General features: G+C 60.4%; 15 protein-coding genes and 1 other RNA gene. 5 read left to right on the top strand and 11 right to left on the bottom strand.

The window, feature by feature from the left end:
• Positions 1–24: 24 nt before the first annotated feature.
• The 8 genes from mraY to rnpB all read right to left on the bottom strand — a co-directional run bounded on the left by mraY (position 25) and on the right by rnpB (position 8,156).
• Positions 25–1,113 carry a phospho-N-acetylmuramoyl-pentapeptide-transferase gene (gene mraY / locus ABXR19_RS09460; protein ID WP_354600877.1) on the bottom strand — a complete coding sequence of 363 codons (1,089 nt, stop codon included), beginning with the start codon at positions 1,111–1,113 and terminating at the stop codon, positions 25–27.
• A 17-nt stretch (positions 1,114–1,130) separates the two neighbouring features.
• Entirely contained in the window at positions 1,131–2,498 is a 1,368-nt protein-coding gene (locus ABXR19_RS09465) for a UDP-N-acetylmuramoyl-tripeptide--D-alanyl-D-alanine ligase (RefSeq protein ID WP_354600878.1), read from the bottom strand.
• A complete protein-coding gene (locus ABXR19_RS09470) occupies positions 2,495–3,994 on the bottom strand; it encodes a UDP-N-acetylmuramoyl-L-alanyl-D-glutamate--2,6-diaminopimelate ligase (RefSeq protein WP_435594314.1) in 1,500 nt (499 codons plus the stop codon). The genes ABXR19_RS09465 and ABXR19_RS09470 overlap by 4 nt, the downstream gene beginning before the upstream one ends.
• An 8-nt stretch (positions 3,995–4,002) precedes the next feature.
• Positions 4,003–5,748, bottom strand: a complete 1,746-nt coding sequence (locus ABXR19_RS09475; protein ID WP_354600880.1) for a peptidoglycan D,D-transpeptidase FtsI family protein — start codon at positions 5,746–5,748, stop codon at positions 4,003–4,005.
• Positions 5,748–6,023, bottom strand: coding sequence for a cell division protein FtsL (ftsL, locus tag ABXR19_RS09480; protein WP_354600881.1), 276 nt, complete (start codon positions 6,021–6,023; stop codon positions 5,748–5,750). Before ftsL ends, ABXR19_RS09475 begins: the two co-directional genes overlap by 1 nt.
• Positions 6,011–6,973: a 16S rRNA (cytosine(1402)-N(4))-methyltransferase RsmH gene (gene rsmH / locus ABXR19_RS09485; RefSeq protein WP_354600882.1), complete on the bottom strand. Its 963-nt coding sequence runs from the start codon at positions 6,971–6,973 to the stop codon at positions 6,011–6,013. The genes ftsL and rsmH overlap by 13 nt, the downstream gene beginning before the upstream one ends.
• Positions 6,970–7,422 (bottom strand): division/cell wall cluster transcriptional repressor MraZ, encoded by a 453-nt coding sequence (mraZ, locus tag ABXR19_RS09490; protein ID WP_354600883.1) that lies wholly within the window; start codon positions 7,420–7,422, stop codon positions 6,970–6,972. The genes rsmH and mraZ overlap by 4 nt, the downstream gene beginning before the upstream one ends.
• Positions 7,423–7,746: 324 nt before the next feature.
• Positions 7,747–8,156, bottom strand: an RNA gene (rnpB, locus tag ABXR19_RS09495) — RNase P RNA component class A.
• A 115-nt stretch (positions 8,157–8,271) separates the two neighbouring features.
• On the opposite strand from rnpB, the gene ABXR19_RS09500 reads away from it, so the two are divergent.
• The gene (locus ABXR19_RS09500; protein ID WP_354600884.1) at positions 8,272–9,492 is read left to right on the top strand and encodes an HD-GYP domain-containing protein; all 1,221 of its coding nucleotides are present in this window, start codon (positions 8,272–8,274) and stop codon (positions 9,490–9,492) included.
• A 3-nt stretch (positions 9,493–9,495) separates the two neighbouring features.
• Here the strand turns inward: ABXR19_RS09500 and ABXR19_RS09505 are convergent, their stop codons facing one another.
• The 3 genes from ABXR19_RS09505 to pyrC form a co-directional block, all read right to left on the bottom strand.
• Complete coding sequence (locus ABXR19_RS09505; RefSeq protein WP_354600885.1) at positions 9,496–10,011, bottom strand: YgjV family protein; 516 nt, start codon at positions 10,009–10,011, stop codon at positions 9,496–9,498.
• A 95-nt stretch (positions 10,012–10,106) separates the two neighbouring features.
• Positions 10,107–10,529, bottom strand: a complete 423-nt coding sequence (locus tag ABXR19_RS09510; RefSeq protein ID WP_354600886.1) for a hypothetical protein — start codon at positions 10,527–10,529, stop codon at positions 10,107–10,109.
• 2 nt (positions 10,530–10,531) lie between these two features.
• Entirely contained in the window at positions 10,532–11,581 is a 1,050-nt protein-coding gene (pyrC, locus tag ABXR19_RS09515) for a dihydroorotase (RefSeq protein WP_354600887.1), read from the bottom strand.
• A 236-nt stretch (positions 11,582–11,817) separates the two neighbouring features.
• On the opposite strand from pyrC, the gene ABXR19_RS09520 reads away from it, so the two are divergent.
• The 4 genes from ABXR19_RS09520 (at position 11,818) to ABXR19_RS09535 (ending at position 15,389) form a co-directional block, all read left to right on the top strand.
• Entirely contained in the window at positions 11,818–13,026 is a 1,209-nt protein-coding gene (locus ABXR19_RS09520) for a cation:proton antiporter (protein WP_354600888.1), read from the top strand.
• On the top strand, positions 13,023–14,141 hold the full coding sequence (locus tag ABXR19_RS09525) for a YbdK family carboxylate-amine ligase (RefSeq protein WP_354600889.1): 1,119 nt from the start codon (positions 13,023–13,025) through the stop codon (positions 14,139–14,141). The genes ABXR19_RS09520 and ABXR19_RS09525 overlap by 4 nt, the downstream gene beginning before the upstream one ends.
• 35 nt (positions 14,142–14,176) lie before the next feature.
• On the top strand, positions 14,177–14,920 hold the full coding sequence (locus ABXR19_RS09530; RefSeq protein WP_354600890.1) for a gamma-glutamyl-gamma-aminobutyrate hydrolase family protein: 744 nt from the start codon (positions 14,177–14,179) through the stop codon (positions 14,918–14,920).
• A 196-nt stretch (positions 14,921–15,116) separates the two neighbouring features.
• Positions 15,117–15,389 (top strand): DUF2164 domain-containing protein, encoded by a 273-nt coding sequence (locus tag ABXR19_RS09535; protein ID WP_354600891.1) that lies wholly within the window; start codon positions 15,117–15,119, stop codon positions 15,387–15,389.
• The last annotated feature ends 408 nt before the right edge of the window (positions 15,390–15,797 follow it).

A 15,797-nucleotide genomic window follows, 5' to 3' on the forward strand; every position in this document is an offset into this window, starting at 1 on the left:
GGCCACTTGAAGCGCATCATTTCCTCATCGCAATTTCAAGGTGGACAAACCGAACAACACCAGCATCAAGGTAATGATCCAGAAGCGCACCACCACCTGGGTTTCTTTCCAGCCGCCCAGTTCGTAGTGATGGTGCAAGGGCGCCATGCGGAAGATGCGCTTGCCGCCGGTCCATTTGAAGTAAGCCACTTGCAGCATCACCGACAGGGTTTCCGCCACAAAGAGCCCCCCCATGATGAAGAGCACCACTTCCTGACGCACCACGACGGCCACGGTACCCAGAGCAGAGCCCAGCGCCAGCGCACCTACATCCCCCATGAATACTTCCGCCGGATAGGCGTTGAACCACAGAAATCCCAAGCCTGCGCCAACCATCGCGCCGCAAAATACAGCCAACTCCCCGGCCCCGGCGATGTAAGGCACGCCCAGATATTTCGAGAACCCGATGTGACCCGCAACGTAAGCAAAAATGGCCAGCGCCGCCGCCACCATCACGGTCGGCATGATCGCCAGACCGTCGAGGCCATCGGTCAGATTAACCGCATGGCTGGTGCCATTGATCACGAAATAGGTCAGCGCCACATAGCCATAAATCCCCAGCGGGTAGGACACAGCTTTGAAGAAAGGCACGATCAGCCCGGTTTGCTCGGGCGTGGTCGCCGTCATTGCCATGAACACGGCTGCCGACAAGGCAATCAGCGAGGTCCACAAATATTTCCAACGGCTCGGCAAACCTTTGGGATCACGATGTACCACCTTGCGCCAGTCATCGACCCAGCCGACCGCGCCAAAACCCAGAGTCACCAACAAAACGATCCAGATGTAGCGGTTCGACAAATCACCCCACAGCAAGGTCGTGATGCCGATGGCAATGAGGATCAGCGCACCGCCCATGGTCGGCGTTCCGGCTTTGGTCAAATGTGATTTGGGGCCATCATCACGCACCGCCTGACCGATTTTTTTAGCCGCTAGCCAACGAATCAGTGGTGGGCCGAAAATGAAGGAAATCATCAGTGCGGTCAGTGCCGCCAACATGGCGCGCAAGGTAAGGTAACCGAACACATTGAATGCCCGGACATCTTCCCCTAACCAAAGTGCAAGTTTTAGTAGCATCTGTCTGTAGACCCTTGTCAGTCCTTGTTCTTCAGCAGGGTCAAAGCCTCTGCCACACGTTCCATACGCATGAAGCGCGAGCCCTTGATCAGCACCAGCACATCCGGCCCCAGCGCGGCCTGAACAGCCTCGATCAAGTCCTCTACGGTATCGAAATGCTCGCCACCGCTACCGAAATTGCGCGCGGTCAGTGCGCTCTGCTCGCCCAGCGCAAACAGGCGATCCACGCCGGCGCTCTTGGCGTAGCCACCAATTTCATCGTGATACTGGGCGCTCATTTCACCGATCTCACCCATGTCGCCAATCACCAGGATTTTGCAGCCCGGCGCTTCCGCCAACACATCAATACCGGCCCGCACCGAATCCGGATTGGCATTGTAGGTATCGTCCAGCAGCGTCGCGCCACGCAAGCCATGCTTGCGCTGCAAACGCCCCTTGGCGCCAACGAATCCACTCAACCCGCGCACCACCGCATCCAGCGGCGCACCAGCCGCCAGCGTGGCGGCTACGGCCGCAAGCGCATTACGCACGTTATGCACGCCCGGCACCGGCAACACGAACTCGGCCTCGCCCTGCTGAGTACGCAATCGCACCAGGCTGCCCAGCCCCTGCGCCACGCAAGTCGCGGTGACATCTGCGGCGTGGTCCAGACCGAAACCGATCGCTTCGGCATCGCCATGTTCGGCGTACCAGTAGGTCGCATGCTCGTCATCCACATTGATGATCGCTACGCCTTGCGGGCCTAGTGCGCGATAAATCTCGCCCTTCTCCTCGGCCACGGCTTTCAGACCGCCCATGCCGGCCAGATGCGCGCGCTGGGCGTTGGTCACAATGGCTACAGAGGGCTTTGCGAGGGCAGCCAGATAGGCAATCTCGCCGGGATGGTTCATGCCCATCTCGATCACGGCGGCGCGATGCGCAGCGTTCAGACGTAACAACATCTGCGGCAGGCCGATATCGTTGTTCAGGTTGCCCTGCGTCGCCAGCACCGCCTCTTCGCCAAGCCAGACGCGCAGGATCGCCGCGCACATTTCCTTGACGGTGGTTTTGCCGTTGCTGCCGGTGACGCCAATCAGCGGGATCGAAAACTTGTCACGCCAGTGACTGGCCAAGGCACCCAAAGCAAGACGTGTATCCGCCACCTTCACCAAGGGCAAACCAAAGGGCGCCTGCAAGTCTTCGCGGCAATCTACCAGCGCCGCGACCGCGCCTTGCGCCGCAGCCTGATCCAGATAGTCGTGTGCATCAAAACGCTCACCACACAAGGCGACGAACAACTTGCCGTGCAAGTCCTCACGGGTATCCGTACTCACCACCAAAAATTGCGCATCTGCGCCCAGCAACTTGCCGTGCGTCGCCAGTGCGGCCTCTTGCAAAGACATCATGGGCGCGGCTCCTGCTGCTTGCGATTCCATAGTGTCAGCGCCGCAATAGCGTGGTCTGCATCGCTGAAATGATGCTTCTGACCCTGCACTTCCTGATAATCCTCGTGGCCCTTGCCCGCAATCAGCACGACATCATTGACGTCGACATGCAGCACGCTGCGACGGATTGCTTCTGCGCGATCCAGCACACATTCGGCTGCCGGAGCGCCCTGAGCGACCTGAAGCAGAATGACCTGCGGATCCTCGCTGCGCGGGTTGTCGCTGGTAATCACGACTTTATCTGCCAGACGTGCCGCCACTTCGCCCATCAAAGGTCGCTTGCCAGCGTCGCGATCACCACCACAACCAAAAACGCAAATCAGCTTGCCCTGACGTGAGGTGACAGTACTCCTGAGTGCAAACAGAGCTTGCTCAAGAGCGTCCGGCGTGTGGGCATAATCCACGACCACCAGCGGCTCACCGATGCCACCAATCGTCTGCATGCGCCCCTCCGGCGGGGTCAGCTCACGCGCGACATCGATGGCCTGTTCGAAGCTGTAGCCGGACTGGATCAACACCCCGATCACCGCCAGCAGATTGGAAACATTGAACTGCCCGACCAATCCCACCGACATGTCGGCACGCTTGCCTTCAAACAACACATTGAAGCGCATGCCACTGGGCAGGGTGCGCAAATTTTCCGCCACCAGCATGTGATGCGCCGGGGCTGCCGACGCATTATCGGGAATCAGGCTATAGCCCATGACCTGCAAATTACTATTGCCAGCGAGGCGGCGCGCCTGCACCACGCCCATCAAGTCATCAAAATTCAGCACTACGGATTTCAGCCCCGGCGCGTCGAACAGGCGAGCCTTCGCCAGCGCATAGGCATCCATGGTGTGGTGATAGTCGAGATGGTCACGCGTCAGGTTTGTAAATACAGCCACATCCATGTGACAACCACTCACACGTCCCTGATCCAGGCCGATGGAAGATACCTCCATCGCCACGGCCTGCGCCCCTTCCGCCGCAAATCGCGCCAGATCCTCCTGCAACACAATGGCATCTGGCGTAGTATTCCCCGTAGCGTTCAGACGCCCCGGAAAGCCCGAACCCAAAGTGCCGATCACCGCACACTTGCGTCCCAGCTGATTGAACGCACGCGCCACCCACTGCGAGATCGAGGTTTTGCCATTGGTGCCGGTAATGCCCACCATCCACAATTTTTCAGACGGCCTGCCAAATACCTCGTCGGCAATGTCACCAGCCAGCCAACGCAAGTTATCCACGGGCAAATTCGGCGTCGGAAGATCCTGATCCCACTCGAAACCCTCGCGCTCCCACAGCACCGCCGATGCGCCACGACTCACTGCATCGCGAATGTGCAGGCGTCCATCGGTCGTGTGGCCCGGATAGGCCAGAAAAACATCCCCCGGCCCGATTTTGCGCGAGTCTGCCGAGATCCGATGCAGATCGCCCGCCTCGGCACGCAACAGCGCCATGATTGCACTGGCCATAGTCGAACTCACATAGCCCCCTTGGGTGTGCTGTAGCCCTGCTGTGCCATCTGCATCGGCACAATCGGCGCATCAGGCTGAACGCCCAAAGCGCGCAACGAACCACCGACCACTTGGGAAAATACAGGCGCCGCGACATCGCCGCCGTAGTGCTGGGCACCGCCCGGCTCATCAATGGCCACGGCTACGATCAGGCGCGGATTGGATGCCGGCGCAAAACCGACAAAAGAAGACAAATACTTGTTGGTGTATTGCCCATTCACCAATTTATAAGCCGTCCCCGTCTTGCCGGCAACGCGATAGCCAGGCACCTGTGCGCGTACCGCAGTGCCGCCTGGCAAAGTCACCGTTTCCAGCATGGCGCGTACCTGACGCGCCACTTCGGGACTAAAGACCTGCTTGCCATGCAAAGGCGCGGCCTCCACCTTGGTCAGCGACAAGGGAATCAACTCGCCGTCACGCGCAAACACCATATAGGCATGCGCCAGCTGCATCATCGTAACGGACACACCGTGTCCGTAGGCCATGGTGGCCTGCTCAATCGGACGCCATGTTTTCCAGGGGCGCAAACGCCCGCCGACCTCACCAGGAAAACCCATCTTGAGCGGCTGACCAAAACCCAGCGTGTCATAGACGCCCCACATATGCTCGGGCGAAAATGCCAGAGCCATTTTTGCAGAACCTACGTTTGAAGACTTCTGGATGACCTGGCTCACGCTCATCACCCCGCCGCCCTCATGCGAATCGCCGATGGTGGCACCATCAATCGTCAAGCGGCCTTTACCCAGATCAATCAGCGTATCGGGTCGAAACCGGTTTGATTCGAGCGCCATCGCCGCAACAAAAGGCTTCATTGTCGAGCCCGGCTCAAAACTGTCGGTCATTACCCTATTGCGCAACTGCTCGCCCGAAAGCCCCTTGCGATTGTTCGGATTGAAAGTCGGACTATTAACCAGTGCCAACACCTCACCTGTCCGCGCATCCAGTACCACAGCCGCCCCTGCCTTGGCTTTGTGCGTCAACACCGCCTGCTTCAAGGCGCTATACGCCAGATACTGGATCTTGGCGTCCAGAGCCAACTGTATGTCGTGCCCATCCTGCGGACGCTGAATGGTTTCCACATCCTCGACGATCTGTCCGCGCCGATCCTGAATCACCCGACGCGAGCCGGCCTTTCCGGTCAGATCGGCATTAAACGCCAGCTCAATACCCTCCTGCCCCCGATCATCCACATTGGTGAAGCCCACCAGATGTGATGCCATTTCACCGCTAGGATAGTAACGACGATATTCCGGCTGAGCCTGAATGCCGGGTAGCTTGAGCGCCAAAACACGTTCAGCTACTTCAGGAGAAACCTCGCGGGCAATGAACACATAGTCTTTGCCGCTATCGAGCTTGCGACGAATTTCGCGCGAATCAATCTCCAGCGCTCGCGCCAACTGGGCCACTTCTGCTGGAGACACCTTGGTCAAATCCGGAATTGCAACGATAGACTTGACCGCAGAACTGGTCGCCAGCGTATCGCCATGCCGATCCGTGACCTTGCCGCGATTCGCCGGCAATTCAAGCGTACGGGCATAACGCGACTCGCCCTTGCGCTGCAGGAAATCCTTGTTCACTCCCTGCAAATACAGCGCTCGCCCGACCAAAGTCACTGAGCCCAGCAACAACATCGCCAGCACAAAGCGGGCACGCCACTGCGGCAGTCGATCCGACAGCAGTGGATTGTGATTGAAGGTGTAGGCTTTTTTCATTAACGCCTCTCCCCCAGGAAATCGAGCGAAATCTGGGCATCCTTACCAGGCGTATCCATATGCAAAGCGCGACGAGCGAGCCTCTCGACCGTCGGCAAGGCGGCCACGGCTTGCTGTTCGATATCCAGTCGGGTGAAGTCCTCCTGCAAGTTCCGGGTGCGCACCTGCTCACGCTCGATCTCCGTCACCAAGGTGCGCGAGCGATGCTGCGCGCTCACCACGCCCAAGGAGCTGGCAATCACCAGAAGCATCAGAACGGCCATCACGCGTGCCATGCGTCGCCTCCGCTCAGGCGGGCATTGCTACGTTCGGCAATGCGCATGATGGCGCTGCGCGAGCGCGGATTGGCACGCACCTCGCCCTCACTGGGGCGCACGGCATCACCAACCAGATTCAACGGCGGTTGGGGGCGATCTGCTTCACGCACCGGCAAACCACGCGGCAGCGCAGGCGCTTTCGCGTGATCGCGCATGAAGCGCTTCACGATGCGGTCTTCCAGCGAATGGAAGGCAATCACCACCAGTCTTCCCCCTGTTTTCAATCGCGTCACGGCCAGCGGCAGGATCAGCGACAATTCCTCAAGCTCGCGGTTGACGCAAATCCGAAGAGCCTGGAAGGTGCGCGTCGCCGGGTGCTGCCCCGGCTCGCGTGTGCGGACTGTCGCCGCCACGATCTCGGCAAGCTGGCCTGTGGTTGCAACATCGCCCCCCTGCCGAGCAGCATCAATCGCCTTTGCAATCGCATGAGCAAACCGTTCTTCACCGTAATTCCTCAGCACGTTAGACATCTCGGCCACGCTAGCGTGGGTCAGCCACTGCGCGGCGCTTTCGCCTCGCGTTGGATCCATGCGCATATCCAGCGGCGCATCAAACCTGAAACTCATACCCCGGCTCGGGTCGTCCAACTGTGGTGACGACACGCCCAGATCCATCAAAACCCCATCCACCGCCGCCACACCAAGCGCGTCTAGTGCCGTGGCAAACTCGGAAAATGGCTCATGCACCAGCGTCAGACGCGGATCATTCAAAGCCCGCCCGGCCTCAATCGCGCGCGGGTCACGATCAAACGCAATCAGTCGGCCTTGCTCACCCAGTGCGGCCAGAATCTTCCGGCTATGCCCGCCGCGCCCGAAGGTCGCATCCACGTACACACCGTCCGGCTTGATCGCTAACGCCGCTACCGCCTCGTCGAGCAGTACGGTGATGTGACTGAATTCGTCGCTCACAGCGCGAGGTTTTCAAAACCGGCCGGCAAGGCGCCGCTGGCAAACAAGGCTGAGGCCTCCGCCTGCTGCGCGCTCCAGGCCTCTTCCGACCACAATTCAAAGCCGCGCCCCTGCCCGACCAGACGCACCTGCTTGTCCAGCATCGCCAGGCTGCGCAATTCGGGGGCGACCAGCACACGGCCGGCCGCATCCATTTCCTCGTCGCGCGCATTCCCCACCAGCAGGCGCTTGAGCGCCGCGGAGGTCCGATCAAAACTCGGCGCAGCCAGCACTTGGGCGCGGATCGGCTCCCAATCCGGCAGCGGATACACCAGCAAACAGCCGTGAGGATGGGCGGTCAGCACCAGATTGCCGCCACACTGGCTCATCAGGGCGTCACGATGCCGCGCCGGAATCGTCAAGCGACCCTTCGCATCAAGACTCAGTGCGGTTGCACCCTGAAAAGACATCAAATCCCCTCGAAATCCCCGGGAAAACGGTGAAGCGGCGCTGGCGCTATTTTTGGCGACCACACAACCTACTTTCACCCCTTTTATCCCACGTCACCCCACTTTAGTTCGAAAAAAAAGACGGGTCAAGCACGGCTGGCGAAAAACCAATGGACGAACAAAGACTTGCGTGCAGCACGCAAGCCGAAAGGAGCGTCAAAGACGATGCGGGGGAAAACAGGTTTTGCGGCATGCCTGCTCACAGAGCAGCCACTGACGTGGCTTTGCGAGGGCAATACCTGAAGACAGCCGTCAGACGCGGCTGTACAGGAGGGCATAAACGAAGTGGGAAGTTCGCCGATAAGCCGGGTTCTGTCGCGCCGGCTTGCGCCGACGGGGCAGTCATTCCTCTGGGAGCTACGTTACCGCAACCCTCTAGCAGCCTACCCGGGGGCTCTGCGGGCCACATCAACGCCCCCCTATTTGGCCTTGCCCCGGATGGGGTTTACCAAGCCAGTCCTGTCGCCAGTCCTGCGGTGGGCTCTTACCCGATGCAGCTTGCGCCGCATCCGCGACCTATAGGTCACGCGCCATTTCAACCTTACCTGATCTCCTTGCGGAGCCATCGGCGGTGTATTTTCTGTTGCACTTTCCGTCGCCTCACGGCGCCCGGCCGTTAGCCGGCATCCTGCCCTTCGGGGCCCGGACTTTCCTCCATGTACGCACGCGCACACAGCGACTGCCTGGCGAACTTCCCGGCGCGATTATACGGGTGTGACGCTGCGGAGCCGGATAAACCTTGTGCCTTCATTTTTTACCCCCAATGCCGTTATGGTGTGATCGACGCAAAATCCGCAGCGAAAGCCCAGCATGATCAAGAAAATTAATTCTTCCGATTTGCGTGTAGGCATGTACATCCATGAGCTGGATTGCGACTGGCTGACCCACCCCTTCCTGAAGAACCAGTTCAAGATCAGCAACGATGCACAGATCGAAAAGATCGTCGACACCGGCATCCACAATGTTTACATCGACACCGACAAGGGCCTGGATGTGCCGGATGCACCGACCGAAGAAGAAGTTCGCGAGGCCTTGCAGCAGGAAATGATTGATCTGGTCACCGCCGAGCAGCCGGTGATCATCCACGCTACGCGCGACGAAGAAATCCAGCGCGCCCACGCCATCAAGGGCCGCGCCCAGGCGTTGGTGCGCAATGTGATGGCCGATGCACGGCTGGGCCGTGCAGTCGAGGCCGAGCAGATCGACCATGTGGTGGAGAACATCACCGAATCCATCCTGCGCAACAGCGGCGCCATCCTCGGCCTGCTGACCATCAAGAACAAGGACGACTACACCTTCCTGCACTGCGTCAGCGTTTGTGCGCTGCTCGTCGCCTTCTGCCGCACCCTCAACATCGATGCGGACACCACGCGCCAAGCCGGCATGGGCGGCCTGCTGCACGACACCGGCAAGGCACTGGTGCCCGATTCAGTACTGAACAAACCGGGCAAGCTCACCGACGAGGAATTTGACCTGATCAAGCGTCACCCGCGCGATGGTTACGAAATTCTGCTGCGTTCGCCCGAAATCGGTCCGATTCCGCTGGACATCACCCTGCACCATCACGAACGCATGGACGGTAACGGATACCCGGACAAGCTGCCTCCCGAGAAGATCCAGAATCTGGTGCGCATGTCATCGATTGTTGATGTGTACGACGCCATTACCTCGGATCGCAGCTATCACCGGGGCATGCCCGCCACCGACGCGCTGCGCAAACTGCACGAATGGAGCAGCTTCCACTTTGACCCGAAACTGGTGCAGGCCTTCATCCGCTGCGTGGGGATTTACCCGGTCGGCACCCTGGTCAAACTGGAGTCCGGGCGTCTGGGCATCGTTATCGAACAGAATGACGCCAGCCTGCTGCAACCGAAACTGACCGTCGTTTTCAATGCCAAGACAGGCAATCGCGTCGAACCTTACGAACTGGACCTGTCGCGCCCGATGGGTTCTGGCGGCGCGGACCGCATCCTCAACCACGAAGATCCTGCCAAGTGGAAGATTGACACTACCCCCTTCATCACCGCCTGATATTTACGCCTGTTCCTGCAACCGCCCATCCCGACGCAAACGAAAGATCGTCACGCAACTGACGATGGCGATCACCACCTCCATCGCGATCCCGCCAATCGAACCGATCAGGATGTTGTTCAACAGCCACAACAAGGTTGCTGTCAGCATACCCAGACGCAGATTGAGACCTTGCAGGCGAAACATCGACAGGGTCGCCACCGCGGCAGCCAGCAGCGGAACAACATTCCAGACTGACTTGACCACAAAGAAGCCCAATACCACGTTAGCGGCGAGCAACAGCAGGGCGACCCACAATGCACGGGTGCGCATAGACAGCAGATTGCGCATAACCGACAGAAACATCCCGGCCATGGCAGCCGGATTTCCCATCAGAAAAAAGTGTACGGCGTAAAGCAGATTCTGCGCGGTCAGCCAAAGCCTGAAATGGCCGTCATTTTTTCGCGAGAAAGTGACCATACCCAGCACGAAAGTGGCGTAGCCAAACAACTGCGGCAGAGAAAGGAAATCTGACGACAAGGGGAGATAAACGTGATGATGCAATGGCGCCCAGTCTCGCAGCAGATGCCGTCTGGATCAATCCGTTATGTTACGTAGGCAAAGCCGGAAGGCCTTCACGGCTTGATGGGTGTAAACACCAGCTTGCCGTCGGCCTGTTTCTCAAAGCTGCCAATCAAGCGCCCGGGCGGGATCACTGGTGGCGGTTCCTTGAACTTCTGCAGCACACACTCTTCGGTTCCCAGTGCATACCAGGCGCTGCCCTGCTGCGCGGCGTACAGCATCGGGCGCACTTCGTAGAGATCGATCTTCACCATCGTGGTAGTGGCAGAGTCAATCGAATAACGGCGCTGGCACTCCGGAAAACGCGAAACGACAAAACGCTGCTCCACAGGCCCGACCCAGGCAAAACTCTGCTCGCGCACCAGGCTGATCGAATGATCCTTGGTATTGTCGATTACATAGGAGGCCGCGTTGTTCTCGCAGCCGGTCAGCAGCGCGGCGGCAGGCAAAACTAGCAAACAAAACAGCCTCTTCATGTTCACCCCTTGATGCGCCAGGCCACCGTCTCGCCCGCGCGCAGCGGCACCAGCGGATCGCCCGGTAAATAATCAATCGTCGCCGGTACCGTCCACGCCTCTTTCACCAGCGTGATCGTGTCAGCGTTGCGCGGCAGGCCGTACCAGTCCGGGCCATTCAGGCTCGCAAAAGCCTCCAGCTTGCGCAAGGCCCCCGCCTGCTCGAAAGCCTCGGCGTACAACTCGATCCCTGCATGTGCGGTGTAGCAACCGGCACAGCCACAGGCATTTTCCTTGGTGCTCTGCGCGTGTGGCGCCGAGTCGGTACCGAGGAAGAAGCGCGGATTGTCCGAAATCGCCGCCGCCACCAGTGCCTCGCGATGCGTCTCGCGTTTCAGCACCGGCAGGCAATAGTGATGCGGGCGGATGCCACCAGCAAAAATCGCGTTGCGGTTCATCAACAAGTGGTGCGCCGTGATCGTGGCGGCCACCTGCGGCCCGGCTTCGCTCACGTATTGCGCCGCTTCGCGCGTCGTGATGTGCTCGAAGACCGTACGCAGACGCGGGAATCTTTGCGCCAGAGGAGCCAGCACGCGGTCAATAAACACGCGCTCGCGGTCAAATACATCAACGTCAGCATGGGTCACCTCGCCATGAACACACAGGGCCAGACCGAGCTCTTCCATGCGTTCCAGCACGGCTGTCACCTTCTCGATCGACGTCACGCCGGCATCCGAGTTGGTCGTCGCACCAGCCGGATACAGCTTCACCGCATGGATGAAACCGGATTCTTTGGCGCGGGTGATCTCGTCCGCCGAGGTGTTGTCTGTCAGGTACAACGTCATCAACGGCTCGAACTTGAGACCTTCGGGCACTGCCGCGAGAATGCGCGCGCGGTAGGCGGCAGCTTGCTCGACTGTCGTCACCGGTGGACGCAGATTGGGCATGATGATGGCGCGGCCAAAACGCACGGCCACATCGGCAACAGTGGCCGGCAGCGAGGCGCCATCGCGCAAATGCAGATGCCAGTCGTCAGGGCGAACGAGGGTAAGAGCGGAAGTGATTTGCTGCATGGGTTCTCTCGAAAGACGGTTAAGCTGTGCAGATTGTAGTGGATCGTTGCGCGCACAGCTCAAGGAACTCTGAGGACGGGCTGCAGTCGTACTCCCTACGACCATATCTGACGGGCGTCTTCACAGACATAGCACCAAGAAGGCCTGCCGGCGGCACTCTCCGGCAATACGCCTCGCCAGGCAAGGCCCCATGCGGCTTTGCAGCACTCACATTCCAACAAGAAAGGAGTCCCGCAATGGATTCTCTGCTTGATCTGCAATTCTGGCCGGACTGGCCACTGGCGCTGGATCCCCTCGCCTGCTTCGGCCTCGTCCTGTTCTTGGCTGTCGTTCTCGGCGAAATCGCCAGTCGCCTGCGCCTGCCGCGTATCAGTGCCTATGTCGCCACCGGCGTAGTGCTCAGCTTCGGCCGCGAGCTGCCTTTGCTGGCCGGCCTGCTGCCCTCGGCCCATCTGGTGTTCGAGCTGGCTTTTGCCTTGCTCCTGTTTGAACTGGGCCAGCGCATCGATCTCGGCTGGCTGCGCCGCAATCCCTGGCTGCTGGCGACCAGTCTGGCCGAATCGCTGCTGGCCTTCGTCGCAGTCGGCGCGCTGATGCTGCTGTTTGATCAGCCGCCCATTCTCGCCCTGCTGATCGCGGCACTCACGGCCTCCACCGGCCCGGCCGTGGTGCTGGGCGTGAGCAAGGACAGCGCCGCGCGCGGCCAGGTCACCGACCGTCTGGCCCTGCTCAGCGCACTGGGCAGTTGCTACAGCTTCGTGGTACTGGGCGTGGCCTACGCCTGGCAACATGGCGAAACGACCGAGCCACTCGCCGCCGTGCTGCACCCGCTTTACCTGCTACTTGGCTCGATGCTGCTCGGTGGCATGGCGGCGTGGGCAGTGCTGCGCATCCTCGCGCGCATCAAGCCCGGCGACAACAGCCAGACTCTGGCCGCGATTGCGCTGATCATCATTGCCGTGGCGCTGGCCAAGACGCTGGATCTGTCGGTCGTGATCAGTCTGCTGTTTGCCGGCATCCTCAGCCGCAGTCTGGATCGCCAGCACCGTCTGCAACCGATGGATTTCGGCCTGATCAGCCGCCTCGCCCTGATCGTGGTTTTCGTCGCCACCGGCGCCCTGCTCCAGCCGGCGCAATTCATGGCGGCGCTGCCTGCCGCTGTCGGCCTGCTTGCCGCACGCGCGCTGGCCAAAGGCGTCGGCGTCTTCCTGTTCGCCCGGCCCAGCGGACTGTCGCTGCGCAAGGCTTCGCTGCTGTCGATAGGCTTGCTGCCGATGTCAGGCGCCGCGTTGCTGTGGGTAGAAAGCACCGCTGCAATCTGGCCAGAACTGGGTGCCCAGCTGGCGGCCATCGTGCTGACCGCCTTGCTGATCATGGAATTTCTCGCCCCGCCGGCGCTGCAATTTGCGCTGCGTCGCGCCAACGAAACCGGAGACAAGCCATGAGCGAACTCGACTTCTCCCACTCCGCACCGCTCTCGCTGGGCGTCGAACTGGAACTGCAGATCGTCAGCCGCCTGGATGGCGACCTCACCGGTGGCGCCACCGAGCTGCTCGCACTGATCGAACGCAAAGCGCATCGCGGCGATTTCAAGCCGGAGATGACCGAGAGCATGATCGAGGTCAGCACCGGCATCCATCAGACCAGCACCAGCCTGGGCGATGAGCTGCTCGACGTGCGCCAGACCCTGCTCGCCGCGGCCGACAAGCTCAACCTGCTGATCAGCGGCGGCGGCGCCCACCCTTTCCAGCACTGGGCCGAGCGCAAGATTTTCGACAAGCCGCGCTTCCACCAGCTCAACGAACTCTACGGCTATCTGGCCAAGCAATTCACCGTCTTCGGCCAGCACATCCACGTCGGTTGCCCGAACGGCGATGAAGCGATCTTCCTGCTGCATGCGTTGTCGCGTTACCTGCCGCACTTCATCGCGCTGTCGGCCGCCTCGCCCTACTACCAAGGCGTCGACACGGCCTTTGAGTCCTCGCGCCTGAATGCCATCTCGGCCTTCCCGCTGTCCGGGCGCGCGCCGATGGTCAAACGCTGGAGCGAATTCACCGACTACTTCACCAACATGAAGGAATTCGGCGTCGTCGAAAGCATGAAGGATTTCTACTGGGACATCCGTCCCAAGCCGGAATTCGGCACCGTCGAAATCCGCATCTGCGACACCCCGCTGACCATTCAGCGCGCCACCGAACTGGCCGCCTATGCGCAAACCGTATGCCGCTATCTGCTGGTCGAGCGCCCCTTTGTCATTGATGAGTCGCTCTACGCGGTCTATACGATCAATCGCTTCCAGGCCGCACGTTTCGGCCTCGATGGCGGCCTGATCGATCCGGTCAGCAAGCAAAAAGGCCTGCTGCGCGACGACTTCCTCGCCACGCTGAGCAAGCTCGCCCCGCATGCCGCCGAACTGGGCACCGCGACCCATCTGGAAAGCCTGCGCCGCGCCGCCGAGCGCGGCAACGACGCCCTCTGGATGCGCGACACCTATGCGCGCTCCGGCTCACTGCCCGATCTGGTGTGGCAACAGGCACAGCTATGGCGCGAGAGCCAGTAATTCTTCCGCTGCGCATCGGCCTGTCTGCAAGGCTGATGCATAAACCACCAACCGAGCTGGGCTTTCGCGGCAAGACCCTGCAATATCTGGAGCAATCCATCGCCCACTGGATCCTCTCCGAGGGCGCGCTGGCCTTCATGCTGCCCACCCTCGAAGGACGCGGCGGTCTGCACCGTGCGGCGGTCAAAGTCGGTGACTATGTGCGCGCCATCGACGGCCTGGTGCTGCAGGGCGGCATGGACGTCAGCCCGGAAAGCTACGGCGAACTCCCGCTGCGCCCGGAATGGGCCGGCGACCGCGTGCGCGACCTGTACGAACTCGACCTGATCTGGGAATGCATCATCCAGGGCAAGCCCGTGCTGGGCATCTGCCGCGGCTGCCAACTGCTCAACGTCGCCTTTGGCGGCAGCCTGCATCAGGACATCGCCACTCAGGTGCCCGAGGCCATCGCCCACGTCGACGCCGAAACCTATGACGCGCACACCCACCCGGTTAACTTCACCAGCGGCTCCCTCCTCGCCCGCCTGTATCCGCACAACGATGAGCAGGCACGCGTCTCCAGCATCCATCACCAATCCATCCGCACGCTCGGCAACAGCCTCGTGATCGAAGCCAGCTCCAGCGTGGACAACATCATCGAAGCCATCCACTGGCAAGGCAGCAGCTTCGTCTACGGCGTGCAATGGCATCCGGAATTTCACCAGCCAGAAGATCGCGGACGGCTGGACAGCAGCCCGCTGCTACGCGAATTCCTGCGTCAGGCCGCCAGCGCAAAATAAAGCACATACCTGAAGACCGGCACACAGCGGGTCTCTTCAGCACGGCAGGCTGCAAACCCAATCCACGCGCGACTTACCAGACATACCCAATGCAGAAGTCCGCCAGAAGCCGCTCTGCAGGCATCTATCAAACGCAGAGGGAACGCCAGTGCCGCGCATGCGAAAATCCGCGCCTTGCCGCCAGCCCGACACCGCCATGAGCATCGAAATCTCCAAAGAATCCCGCGACCAGCTGATCACCTCCATCCAGCGCTATTTCAAGGAAAACATGGACGAGCCCATCGGCAATCTCGGCGCCGCAGCCCTGCTCGGCTTCTTCATCGACGAACTCGCCCCGCTCGCCTACAACCAGGGCGTCGCCGACGTGCAGCAACGCCTGCAGACCCGCATCATGGAAATCGACATGGAAGTCTATGCCGACGAATTCCAGTACTGGGGCAAGCAAACGCCGGGGCGTAAGAAAAAATGAAGGCCACCTGAAGAGCCGCACCCGGCGAACTTCTTCAGCAGGCATGCCCGGGGAGGCAGGCGGGGTGCGGGTTTGCGGCGGGGTGCTTGAGAAGGCCGCCGCAATCGCTCAATCCATCGCGAACGGCGGTTTTCACGGGTCGGAGAAGCGAAGCCTTATCCAAAATTTTGGCGTGGATGACACGCGTCGGATTACGCCTGCGGCTCATCCAAGCTACACCAACCATCCGCCTTACGGCCTTGAGTGGCTCAGGACGAGCCTTTGCGGGCGACCGGTCAATTGGAAAACGGCCATTCGGATCATAAGGCGGTAGCTCGAAAAATCCGCAGCCGCCTTCCGACGATTGGGCCGTTTAATCCACACAGTCACTTATCAAAAATTCCCGAACGTCGGAAGGCACCTACTGCT

Source organism: Uliginosibacterium flavum (assembly GCF_040566545.1).
Lineage (GTDB): Bacteria > Pseudomonadota > Gammaproteobacteria > Burkholderiales > Rhodocyclaceae > Uliginosibacterium > Uliginosibacterium flavum.